Here is a 13,100-nt window from a genome sequence, read left to right as displayed (position 1 = left end):
CTTTTTAATTTACAATATTTACCATTTAACCTATTTTTAACTTTAATATTGCTCATTTGATTTTATTATAAAAAAAGCCTTCTACTTAAAAGTAGAAAGCTTTTTTGCTTATTAATTTTTATTATTTTTACTTGATCTTATTGGTGTTCTAAATATTTGCCTCATAAGTGCTATTCTATCAAATGGGTATAAAGGATATAAATATGATTGACCTTCTATCGTTCTATTTGTAGCCATAAGTAAAAATGTAATTATAATACCTGCAATAAATCCCCAGACTCCAAATATTCCTGTAAGAATTAAAAGCAACATTCTACAAATTTTAAGAGCAAAACCTAGTTCTACGCTTGATTGTGCAAAGCTTCCTAAAGATACTATTGCCATATATAATATGGTTTCAGGAACAAACCACCCTGTTTTTATGGCAAAATCACCAAGTATTAACGCTCCTACAACTGACAAAGACATTCCTAATGAACCTGGAGTATTTAAAGACGCTAATTTTAATGCATCAACAGCTATTTCTAATAGTACAAATTGTATAATAATAGGTACTGCAAAACCCTTGTCTGGCTCTATAAATCTAATCCACTGAGGTAGTACATTTATATATTCTAACAAAAGTAAATACATTGGCGTAAGTATAAGTGTCATTAGCAACGTAAAGTTTCTTGTAAACCTTAAATAATTTCCCGTTATTATTGGTTGATAATAATCATCTGCATTTTGCATAAAATCAAAAATACTTGTTGGTAAAATTATGACATTTGGAGAAGTGTCTATGATGATGACTATTTTTCCTTCGTTAATATGAGCTGCTGCCACATCTGGCCTTTGAGTCGTTTTAATTTTAGGAAATGGATTATACCACTTAGATTTGGTTAATGCTTCCACTAAGCTTTGTTGTCCCATCTCTAGTCCTCTTACATTTATATCTTCGAGCTCTTTTTTAACAAAGTCTATAACCTTTTCATCTGCACAACCCTTTATATACCCTATAGATACATCCGTTTTAGTTTTATTACCGATGTTAGTCATTTCAAATACTAATTTTTCATCTCTGATTCTCCTTCTAATAAGAGCTGTATTCATTACAATAGTTTCAACAAAACCATCTCTAGGCCCTTTTAGAGTTTGTTCATTTGGAGGTTCTTCAGTTCCTCTAGCTGGATATGTACGTACGTCAAGAAGCATACATTCATCATATCCATCTATTACGATTGCCATAGGACCTACTAAAACAGATGTAGCTATCTTTTCTATATCACTTTCTTTATCTACTTCTATATGTGCTATATATTTATTCATAAATGATTGTATATTTTTGACTTGATTCATTTCATCATTTGATATATTCATTATGTTGTTTAATATTCTCTCTGTTACATCATCTTTTATAAGTCCATCTACAAAAAACAAGTACGACTTTCTTCCTCCTATATATATCTCTCTTGCTATTATGTCAAAGCTATCTTTTATCTCTAACTTTGATGAAATAATATCGTAGTTTTTATCAATGCTTTTAGATAACTTCATAATATCCTCCTTCACTATTTTATTCATAATGCTATTGTTGGCAATTAACATGGATATTATTATAAAATTAGATATTTATAAGTTTATTAAATAAAAAAACAATGAATAAATCTATAATAGATTTATTCATTGTTTTTTATTCTAAATATTCATTTATATATACGTTTAAATCTTGTTCTGCATAATTTAAATTTGGATTTAATGCTATTATAGCAAATATTATTCCTATTACTAAAAATAAATTAGATAAAATTGATACTGTTTTTTTCTCTTTATTTCCACTAAAACACTGAGTTAAAACTAATATAAACATTATAGTCATAGACACGAATGCGTATATTTTATATACATAATTTGTAAATACCTTTTTAGCAGTTATTATATAATCCTCAAAATACTCTGTATTTCTATTTGTCTCTTCTGTCTTGGTATGATGAGAACTAGTTTTAATATCTAAAACTCGCTTATCATCTTCATCGTATGTTAGTTTATACTCATATTCTAAAAAATTCATATGGTTAGTGAATTTAATTTTACTTGTAAAGTTAACTATATACATTGTAAATCCTATAAATATAGCAAGTATAACTGCTACTAATGTTTTGTTTTTTATTAAAACTCTTTCTATATTTTTTTCTTTGTCTCTTATATTTTTTATATATTTTCTTCCTAGATATGATTCATAAGGTACAAATATTACTAATACTAATAGTAATTCTAACATTGTAAATCCATTATACTTAGTCATAAGTATAGAAAATATTCTAATTACTATATATATATCTACAATTATTATAAACTTTTTTAATCCATTATTATATTTTTGCTCATCAAAAAATATATAATTTTTATATTCTTTTGAATTTTTTAATACAGTTGTAAGTCCTCTATGGCATGCATACGATGTAAATAATAAAGATGCTATTTCCATTCCATTATCTAGGATAATATCTATTATAAACCCTATCGCTATCATTATTCCTATCATTTGCATATCTTTTTTTTGTAGTATTTTCTTACTCATTTTTATCCCCTTCGTTTATTTTATCTTGCATTTATATATTAGCATATTTTTACATATTTTTACATGCAAAACGAAGTATATATTTATTCAATTGTATTTATTTTTAAGCTAATATCACTAAACTTATTATACTTTTGAAGTGCTAAATTTTTATTAATAAAAATATACTCTAAAAATAAAACTAGATTGAAAATCATCATTACTAATATAGTATATACTATTTGATTTAAACTTTTTCCAATATTTATTGGAGATGAACTTATATATGCATAATTAGATCCTAAATATTTGTTTAAAATAACCATCATTATATGAAATATATTTATAAATATAACTATATTCTTAAAATCTACTGCTGACATTCCAATATTTTTTATAAATAGTAAATAAATAGATCCCCATAATAAAAATAAATGCCCTATAAAATATGAAAATTGGGTTATATGAGGAAATATAAATGGATCTAATCCTGGAAACAATAAGGCTGCTATTGAACCAAATATGCCTAAATATGAACCTATTTTCATTATATATTCTTTATTGAATATAAGACCTAAACCTATACATATGATTGCTATCCTACAATGATACAAAGGAAGACCTTCCTTAAATAAATCTATTTCACTCATAAAGTACCAACTATATAAAATAATTTGCTGTAAAATTAGTATTATTCCTATAAAAAGTTCAATCTTACGACTTTCAATTTTTTTCATTAATATTAAAATACTTATAATTGCCATAAAACACAATATAAAAATATGTATTTTTCCAAACATAATAAAATTATTTCGTTCTACATTTCCTCTAAAAAAATACTTAAAACTTTCCATACTTCCCTCCTGGTTATTTCTCTTCGCTTTGTAATATAAAGAAACACATTGTTGTATTATACAACATTTTGTCCGTTTTAGTAAAGTAAGTTTACTTACTGACTATATTCCAAATAAAAATAACCTATAAAGTTAAACTTTATAGGTTATTTTTATTTGGCTTAATTTTATTAATTATTAGCTTCTATCTTCGCTGTTTTTTTTACCATAAGATTTGTACATATTCCACATATTATAAGAATGCCTGCAATTATTTTTATAATCGATATAGATTCTCCTAATATACAAAATGCTAATATCATAGAAAATACAGGTACTAAATTTATGAATAGCGAAGTCTTTGTTGGGCCAATTTTTTTTATAGACATTTGTTGTATTAAATATCCACCAACTGAAGGGAATATAGCCATATAAATTACAGACATCCATCCATTAAAAGTAGTACTTGGAATGTATACCCATGGCTTTTCAAGTATAACTAAAGGTATTAAAATTATCACACATGTTAAAAATGCATAACTAGTTATTTTAATAGGTGAATAAACTTCAAGCACCTTCTTTGAAAGAACTCCATAAGTTGCCCAGCATAACACAGCTACCATCATTAATATATCACCTATATTAAACTTCATGTTAAATAGTACACTTATATTTCCATTAGTAGTTATAAGAATTACTCCTAATAAAGATATTAAAATTCCTAATATATTTTTGTAAGTTATTTTATCTTTTAAAAATACGCATGCTAGTATAGTTGTTACTATTGGATTAGTAGCTCCTATTAATGATGAATTTGTGGCAGTAGTATATTTTAAAGATAGGAAAAAGAATACATGATACCCTACCATACCTACTACGCCTAAAGTTAAAAACGTTTTCAAATCCTGTTTAGTAATTTTCCAATTTTCTTCTGTTTTTATAAGTATTATAAAAATAATTATTGTTGCTATTAAAAATCTAAAAAAAACTAAAGAAAACACTGGGAACTCTCCTATTGAAAATTTCCCTGCTATAAATGCTCCTGCCCAAAATATAGTTGCAAACAACATCATATACTTTTCAAATTTTTCTTTCATTATGTCTCCCCCTTTTATTATTTTGTCAATATATGTAAATTATATCATTAAATTATCATTTCTCTTATTAATGTATAAGTCTTAATTTTCAAAATAGTTATTTTTTTTTAATAACAAAATAAAAAGTAGATAAGCTTAGAACTTATCTACTTTTCTTTCATTTATTTTAATTTTAATTTAGCTTTAACTGTATCTATTATAAGATTTACTTCTTGTACTTTAAGAACTATTATACTAACAGCATATACTATAGCCCCGCACCCAACTGCTACAGCTAAAGTAATAGCTTCTTGTATAAATCCTGCACCTAAAATACCAGCTATAAATTTATATACAAATAATGTTACAACTGCCATAAGGCCTGCTCCTATTAAAGCCTTTATCATTACTGTTGCAATATCTTTTCCACCAAATGGTCCTATTTTTCTTCTTAAACTTATAAATAGTAGTACTATAGTAACTATAGCTGATATACTTGTAGCTAATGCTAACCCTGCTAATTGCATATTAGTAAAATTAACAAAACAAATATTCAGCACTATATTTAATGTCATTGCAAGCATACCATTTATCATAGGTGTTTTAGTATCTTGTAATGCGTAAAATACTTTACCTAATATATCTCTAAGACCAAATCCTATCATACCTATTGAATAGAATATAAGAGCAATAGATGTCATATATGTTGCTCTTGCATCAAATTCTCCTCTTTCGAATAATAGTTTAACTATTGGACTTGCAAGTATTATAGCACCTACTGATATAGGTATTACTAATAATATAACAGTATTTGATGCTGTTCTAATTGATTCATTAAATTTCTCTTTGTTATTTTCAGTAGATAACTTAGATAACATTGGATATATAACAGCCGATATAGAAACTATAAACATACCCATAACAAATTGATTAAGTTTGTTTGCATAGTTAAGAGCTGATATACTACCTTCAACTAATGTAGATGCTATAGTTCTATCTACTATAGTACTTACCTGATTTACCGCAACTCCTATAAGTACTGGTCCAACAAGCCATAACATTCTCTTTACGTACCTATCTTTTAAATTTATGTATGGTTTATATTTATATCCTTTCTTAATTGCAAATGGAAGCTGGAAGAAAAACTGAGATGCTATTCCTATAAGAGCTCCCCAAGGTAATAAGTAAGGACTTATCATTGTACTTATAATTATTGTAGCTATTATAAATATATTATTTGGTATTGGCATTAATCCAGGTATTATAAAGTTTTCTTTAACTTGTAAGTAAGCAGTCATTATATAGTTCATACCTAAAAATGCCATTCCTAGAATTATTATTCTAGTAAAGTATATAGCTTGTTCAAGTGTTTCTCCTTTAAATCCAACAGCAAACATTTTTACTATTGGTTCTGTAAATACTGCACCTATTAATGAAACAAATAAACAAATTAATGCTACTATATTAAATACATTATTTGTAAATTTAATTGATGCTTTTTGCCCATGTTTTGATTTTACCTCACAATAAAGCGGTATAAAAGCAGTTCCAAGAGAAGTACCTACAGCTGTAAATATTACTGCTGGTATATTCATAGCTACTAAAAATGCATCACTAGTTGAAGATGCACCATAAGCTGAAGCTAGTGCTAGTTCTCTACCAAATCCTAACATTTTTGCAAATAAGGTTGCAGCCATAAGGCCGACTGCGGCTTTTGCTACTTTTGACATATTCTTTCTCCTACGTTCTTTTTTGATTAATTTAATTTTTTAACAATATCTATTATATAACAAATTTTGATTAATTCTATAAAAATTTTTCAGAAGCTCGTTTCCAAAACTCATAATTAGATCTTCTAAGTAATTTTATTTTAGTCTCAGACCTGATTATCTCTATGTTTACAATATCATTGAACTTATATTCTACACCATCAACAACTACTAGTATAGAATTTTCAAATCTATACTCTGGAAGTATGCTTATAGTTGAGTGAGCCGATAATATAATGCTTGATGTAAATGACCTATATGCAATAGTGTTCATAGGTGCTAAAGGTGTAAGTTGTAAAGTATCCAAACTTGGGTCTACTATACTACCTCCTGCTGAATAATTGTACGCGGTAGAACCTATTGGAGTTGATATTAACATTCCATCGCCACTAAATTTTTGTATTTTATTTTCATTAACCATTAAATCTAAATGCAACGTCCTAGAACATACACTCTTTATTACTACTTCATTTATAGCTTCTATAGTACTATGACTATCTTTAGTACAAATATTAGCTTTTAAAGGATGTACTTCTTGTATAAATACTTTTTTACTTTTATAGTCTTGTATAAATTCATCAATTTCTGATGGATCTAGCTCTGCAAAAAAACCTAAATGTCCAGTATTAATTACTACTACAGGTATATTAGGAAAATTAAAATCATTTATTGTTTTTAAAAATGATCCATCTCCTCCTATAGATATTATTAACTCTGATTCATTTTCTAATCTATCACTAATGCAAAAACCTGCACTTTTTAATTTTTCAGATAAGATTTTTTTGGTTTCTAATGATTTTTTCATATTATTAGAACTTATAGTAATAATTCTTTCCATAATTAACCTATCCTAACTTTTTAAATGTAGTTTTTACTTATATAATATTACCTTAATTTATTTATATTTCAAATTAAATTTTTGTTAACTTTTTATAAATCAACATAAAATTTAATATAAATTTTTAATTTTTTTGACAATTTATATTTTTTATGAGAAAAGAGTGTCTTTATATATAGACACTCTTTTTTATTTATTATATAGCTATTATCAACCCTACAACTAGAGAACTTAGTACACTTACTAAAAATCCTCCTAACATTCCTTTGAATGCTAATTTAGCTAACACATTTCTTTTTTCTGGACAAAATACTGAGATCCCTGATATACATATACCCATACTAGATATATTTGCAAATCCACAAAGAGATATAGCCATCATAAGACCACTTCTATAACTTAATCCACTTAGCATTGGACCTAACTGACCAAATGCTATAAATTCATTTAATACTAATTTACTTCCAAGTAATTGAGAAGCTGTTAAAATATCTTGCTTTGGTAATCCCATCAAGAATCCTATTGGAGCAAATACATACGATAATATTTGTTCTAATGATATCCCAAATACTCCTAATAAACCATTTACTAGTGCAACTAAAGATATTATAGCTATAAGTGATGCACCTATACCAAGCGCCATGTTAAGACCATCGTTAGCCCCTTGAGATATAGCCGCTATAAGGTTTGCATTATCACCTTTATTATCTATTTTTACCTCTTTAGATGCTGCTGCTTCTGCTTGTGCTAAATCATCTTGTAAATCTTGATCTGCCAGTGAAGGTACAACTTCAGGAAGTATCATCTTTGATACAACTATACTACCTAGAGGAACTAATGCTCCACCTATTAATAAGTACTCCATCGGTATACCCATTCCGGCATATCCCATTAAAACAGTCGCCGACATACTACCCATTCCAGATATTAATACTAACATTATTTCACTTTGGCTCATATCCTTTAAATATTTTGCTACAAGTATTGGTGATTCTGTTTGCCCTAAGAACATGTTTGCAACAGCAACGAAACTTTCTACTTTACTAGTTCCAAGTACACTACCTATAGCCCCACCTATTATCTTAACTATAAATCCTATAATTCCAAGATAATAAAGCGCTCCAACTAATGCAGATATAAATATTATATTCCCTAAAACTTGAATAGCAAATATCATTCCTGTTGGTGCTCCTGCATCAGCTAAAGGCCCAAATAAGAATCCTAAACCTTCTTTACCATAACTTAATACATTAGTTACGACATCTGATACTTGTTGTAAAGCTATTCTTCCTAATGGGAACTTTACTAATAAAAATGCCACTACAAACTGAATTAATAATGCTTTTATTATTAATTTTTTATTAATGTCTTTTTTATTAGATGATAAAAGATATAATGCACCTAATAAAATAACTATACCTAATGCATTTATTAATATTGTCATTTTCTCATCCTCTATTTCTATAATATTGTCATTTGGTGAGTTTAAATTTAAGCTACAAAGAATTTCTATTTTGATGCTTAGCTTAAATTATTTTTAGTCTTACCTTTTATTTATGCTAATTTTAATATTTGCACTTTTAAAAACCTTTATGTATTAAAGCTATAACATCTAATTTTTTGCAATTATGTATTTAACTGTACACTTACTTTTTTAAAGTACTTGCCCCATATGTACTTTGTATACTTAATTTGCTATATAATAATTCTACATTGTATGACTTTATAAGCGTTTTTATAATCAAAAAACAAATTTAAACCCTAAGATTTATTATAACCTCTATTACTTTCTTATGACAAGACTTTTTAAATAGTTTTAAATCTCCTAATTTAAAACAACTTACAGAAAACATTTTCTCAAACTTGAATTTATATTACATAATAAAATCATTTTTTTAAATAATAAAAATATAACTTAGTTATTACTTGTTAAAATAATATTTAAAGGAGAATTAATTATGAAAAAAAATAAATGCTCTTCAAAAGACGATTTAACTTACTTAAATAACTTTGATGATCAGTATAAAGAGATTTTAGATAATGTAGAAATAAATGAAAGTACCGATAGCGAAACAACTAATATTGAAAATTTTAGAGTCATAAATAAGAAAAATCCTTATCCTCTAAAATAGTTTTTGTATAATTAATATGGGTATAACTTTATTAAAGTTATACCCATATTAATTTATTTATTTCTTAACAAAACATATCATTCAATATATTTTTTTAAAAATTACAGTTTTTTATCATTCCTTTATGGGTTTATTATTTTCCAACTTTTCTTCTTTTTTTACATTATATAATTTCCCTAATTTTATTAAAAATACAAATATAGTTATAAGTAATATCCCTTTAAATACACTACTTATTGTTATACTCCACCAAACTCCATTTAATCCAAGCATCTCAGGTTTAGATAAAATATAAGCTAGCGGAACTCTAGCACCTGTCAAAACAATACTTATAACCGATGGTATATATGTTCTTCCAAGTCCTTTGAATGCTCCACTAGTTATTATTTCTATACACATAAATAATTGAGAATATCCTAATATTTTTAGGTATATAGTCCCTTCATATATTGCTTTCTCCTCTTGTATAAATACTGTAAAAATATATTTCCCTAAAAATACTAATATAAGTGTATTAAAAATTCCTAATATTATAGCTATTATAAATGTAGCTTTACACCCTTTGTTTATCCTCTCATATTTTTTAGCCCCATAATTTTGACCTACAAATCCAGATAAAGCCACTGCTAGCCCATCAGCTGTCATCCATGATATAGATTCAATTTGGGATCCTACTTTTTGAACAGCTACTGCAATTGGTCCAAAAGATGCAACAATAACCCCTAACAACATAGAAAATAATGTAAACATTCCACTTTGAATAGCAACTGGTAATCCTAATTTATACAATATTTTATAATACTTAAGCTGTATATTCCTAAATATTTTTATTTTAAAATAACCATCTTTATTTTTCTTTATTCTATATATAAATAAAGCTGAAACAACAACTTGAGCTATTACTGTTGCTATCGCAGCTCCAGCTACACCCATTTTAGGCAATCCAAACCATCCTAGAATAAGTATTGGATCTAATATAATATTTGTAATTAATCCTACTGTATTTATTTTAAATGGTGTTTTACTATTACCCATTCCATTAAATATGGCAGTAAAAACTGGGTTTATAAAATAAAATATCATACCCATAGATATTATATACAAATATGTTCTTGACATATTTATAACGTCTACATCACCTAGTTTAAAAAATCCAATTAAGTACTTATTAAAAATTACTAAAAACATAGTATAAAAAACAGATAATATAATATTTATCTCAATAGATGATTTAATATATAATTTTGTTTTATCTAAATCATTTTCACCAATACTTTGAGCTACCTTTACTTCTCCACCAATTTTAGATATCATTATAAAAGCCATAGCAAGCCATGGATAAAATCCAGCAGTTCCAACAGCTGCTACTGAACTACTTCCAACTTTTCCAACCCAAATCATATCTATCATGTTATAAGCCATTTGAATAAATGAAGTTCCCATTATGGGTAATGATAGCTTAATTAACTTTTCTGTAATTTTGCCTTCAGTTAAATTAATTCTCTGTTCCATATAATCTCCTTTCACATCTAACTTTCACTCTATAATATAAATAATACCCAAATGTTTATAGTATGAAATGTAAATAATTAGTATACATTAAAAACTATTTATACTATCAGTATGAGATTAATTGTAGTAAACTTTTTTAATTTTGCAATAGTAAAAAAACTATATAGTAAATTTAATTAACTATATAGTTTTTTATATTAATTCTCTCTAATTTTATCTAATTTTTTATTGTACATAAACATATATAAAGAAGCTACAAAGATTATAATGTATCCTAATATACTATATTTATCTGGAAATACTCCAAATAATACAATACTTATAATGGCAGAAAATATTATATTTGAATAATCAAATATAGATATTTCTTTGGCCGGTGCATATTTATATGCCCATGTTATACCAAATTGCCCCAGTGTTGCAAATGTACCTGCCAGCATTAAATATGTAAATTGTATTAAAGTCATTGATTCATATGATATAACCATGAATGGAAATATTACAATCAATGAAAATAATGAGAAATAAAACACTATAGTGGCACCTTTTTCTCTCCCACCCAAAACTCTTAAACACGTATATGCAATAGCTGCGCATACAGCACCACTTACACCTATTAATGCAGGCATAACTTGCATATTAAGTTCTGGCTTTATAATAAATAAAGCTCCTAAAAATGCAATAACTACAGCTATTATTTGATTTTTCTTTATTTTTTCTTTTAAAAATAATGCTGAAAAAATTATAACAAAAAAAGGACTTAACTTATTCAACATATTAGCATCAGATAAAACTAATTTGTCTATAGCATAAAAATTAAGTATTATTCCCAATGTACCAAATGTAGCTCTTAAAGTTAAAATTCTTCTATTTTCTTTTTTGCCAAAAAAACTTTCATTTGCTTTAATAACCATTATAAATGCTACTATGCATGATACTAAATTTCTGAAAAAAGTTTTTTGAAAAGTAGGTAAATCTCCAGATAACTTAACAAAAGCAGACATCATAGCAAATCCAAATGCGGATATTACAATACAAATTATGCCTTTTGTTCTATCACTTATATTACTTTTTATATTGTCCATAAATTCCTCCTTAGTAGTTTGAATAACATTAGAATTTTACCATAACAATTAATTTTATTCAAAAGTTATTATGTAAACAGTAAAAAATTCGCTTCGCTTAAGCCACTATGTTGGCGCTGCACTTCATGTCGCCAACGACTTCGTCCATTGATTAAAAAAATAGAAACTATATATTTTACTATATATAGTTTCTACCCAAAATTTATTGTATTAAATTTTTATATAAAGTTACTCACCGGAAATAATTTTTTTTACTGCATTCTCATCTAATCTTTTTATTACCTCTGTTAAAAGTTTAACTGTATTAATATAGTCATCTTTATGAATTATTCCAGCATGTGAATGGATATATCTAGTCGCTATGCCTAAATATAAACAAGGTGCACCCTCTAAGTTTATGTGCATTGAACCAGCATCAGTTCCTCCAAAAGGTATATATGAAAATTGATATGGAATATTTAACTCATGAGCAACTTTAATTACAAAGTTTCTTAAATCACTATGACCAACCATAGAACCATCATATATATTTATTAGTGGGCCTTTACCTAATTCTCCAACAGCATCTCTTTTATTAACTCCAGGTGTGTCTGATGAAACTCCTACATCAATAGAAAATCCTATATCTGGATTTACCATATAAGATGCTGTTTTTGAACCTCTACATCCGACTTCTTCTTGAACAGTACCTACACTGTAAAGTTCATTTGGAAGTTTTTCATCTTTCAAACTTTTCATAACATCTATAGCTATAGCACAACCAACTCTATTATCCCAAGCTTTTGCAAGTAAATAATTTGGATTTGCCATAGTATTAAATTCAAAATATGGAGTTACCATATCTCCAGGCATTATACCTAACAACTCCGCTTCACCTTTACAGTTAACACCTATATCTATGTACATATCCTTCATATCAGGTAACTTACTTCTTTGTTCTATAGGAAGTGTAAAAAAAGGTCTTGAATTAATTACTCCAATTATTTTTCTCCCTCTTGATGTAGTTACCGTAACTCTTTGCGCTCCCATTACATTAGTGCTCCACCCGCCTAAAGGCTGAAATGATAAAAAACCATTTTCATCTATTCCCGTAACCATAAAACCGATTTCATCCATGTGACCGGCTATCATTATCCTTGGAAAATTTTTATCAAATGATTTTTTAGCTATTAAACTTCCTAACTTATCTGTATATATCTCGTCTACGTAATCCTTTATATATTCTTTCATTATTTTTCTAACTTCTTTTTCATTTCCACAAGTTCCATCTGCTTCTGTTAAAATTTTAAGCATTTCTAAATTAATATCCATCCTGA

Annotated in this window: 11 protein-coding genes; 1 reads left to right on the top strand and 10 read right to left on the bottom strand. The window is 26.8% G+C overall.

The features are described from left to right. Positions 1-111 precede the first annotated feature (111 nt). The 7 genes from BLP75_RS06045 to BLP75_RS06015 all read right to left on the bottom strand — a co-directional run bounded on the left by BLP75_RS06045 (position 112) and on the right by BLP75_RS06015 (position 8,499). Positions 112-1,536 carry a spore germination protein gene (locus BLP75_RS06045; RefSeq protein WP_092724757.1) on the bottom strand — a complete coding sequence of 475 codons (1,425 nt, stop codon included), beginning with the start codon at positions 1,534-1,536 and terminating at the stop codon, positions 112-114. 136 nt (positions 1,537-1,672) lie between these two features. Next, on the bottom strand, positions 1,673-2,560 hold the full coding sequence (locus tag BLP75_RS06040; protein ID WP_092724756.1) for a prepilin-type N-terminal cleavage/methylation domain-containing protein: 888 nt from the start codon (positions 2,558-2,560) through the stop codon (positions 1,673-1,675). An 83-nt stretch (positions 2,561-2,643) separates the two neighbouring features. Further along, positions 2,644-3,393, bottom strand: coding sequence for a YwaF family protein (locus tag BLP75_RS06035; RefSeq protein WP_092724755.1), 750 nt, complete (start codon positions 3,391-3,393; stop codon positions 2,644-2,646). A gap of 170 nt (positions 3,394-3,563) precedes the next feature. Continuing rightward, complete coding sequence (locus BLP75_RS06030; RefSeq protein WP_092724754.1) at positions 3,564-4,469, bottom strand: DMT family transporter; 906 nt, start codon at positions 4,467-4,469, stop codon at positions 3,564-3,566. Positions 4,470-4,630: 161 nt separating this feature from the next. Further along, a complete protein-coding gene (gene murJ, locus BLP75_RS06025) occupies positions 4,631-6,178 on the bottom strand; it encodes a murein biosynthesis integral membrane protein MurJ (protein ID WP_092724753.1) in 1,548 nt (515 codons plus the stop codon). A gap of 76 nt (positions 6,179-6,254) precedes the next feature. Continuing rightward, complete coding sequence (locus BLP75_RS06020) at positions 6,255-7,055, bottom strand: NAD(+)/NADH kinase (RefSeq protein ID WP_092724752.1); 801 nt, start codon at positions 7,053-7,055, stop codon at positions 6,255-6,257. Between the two features lie 196 nt (positions 7,056-7,251). Continuing rightward, positions 7,252-8,499, bottom strand: coding sequence for a NupC/NupG family nucleoside CNT transporter (locus BLP75_RS06015; protein ID WP_092724751.1), 1,248 nt, complete (start codon positions 8,497-8,499; stop codon positions 7,252-7,254). A 514-nt stretch (positions 8,500-9,013) separates the two neighbouring features. On the opposite strand from BLP75_RS06015, the gene BLP75_RS18115 reads away from it, so the two are divergent. Then, positions 9,014-9,187: a hypothetical protein gene (locus BLP75_RS18115; protein WP_170827935.1), complete on the top strand. Its 174-nt coding sequence runs from the start codon at positions 9,014-9,016 to the stop codon at positions 9,185-9,187. A gap of 114 nt (positions 9,188-9,301) precedes the next feature. Here the strand turns inward: BLP75_RS18115 and BLP75_RS06010 are convergent, their stop codons facing one another. The 3 genes from BLP75_RS06010 to BLP75_RS06000 all read right to left on the bottom strand — a co-directional run bounded on the left by BLP75_RS06010 (position 9,302) and on the right by BLP75_RS06000 (position 13,095). After that, positions 9,302-10,699 carry an MATE family efflux transporter gene (locus tag BLP75_RS06010; RefSeq protein WP_092724750.1) on the bottom strand — a complete coding sequence of 466 codons (1,398 nt, stop codon included), beginning with the start codon at positions 10,697-10,699 and terminating at the stop codon, positions 9,302-9,304. 197 nt (positions 10,700-10,896) lie between these two features. Continuing rightward, positions 10,897-11,784 (bottom strand): DMT family transporter, encoded by an 888-nt coding sequence (locus BLP75_RS06005; RefSeq protein WP_092724749.1) that lies wholly within the window; start codon positions 11,782-11,784, stop codon positions 10,897-10,899. A 228-nt stretch (positions 11,785-12,012) separates the two neighbouring features. Next, entirely contained in the window at positions 12,013-13,095 is a 1,083-nt protein-coding gene (locus tag BLP75_RS06000) for a M42 family metallopeptidase (RefSeq protein WP_092724748.1), read from the bottom strand. Positions 13,096-13,100 lie beyond the last annotated feature (5 nt).

Origin of the sequence: Romboutsia lituseburensis DSM 797 (assembly GCF_900103615.1) — a bacterium.
Classification (GTDB): domain Bacteria; phylum Bacillota; class Clostridia; order Peptostreptococcales; family Peptostreptococcaceae; genus Romboutsia_F; species Romboutsia_F lituseburensis.
The sequence above is the reverse complement of the archived record's forward strand: the minus strand, read 5'-3'. Positions and strand labels throughout refer to the sequence as shown.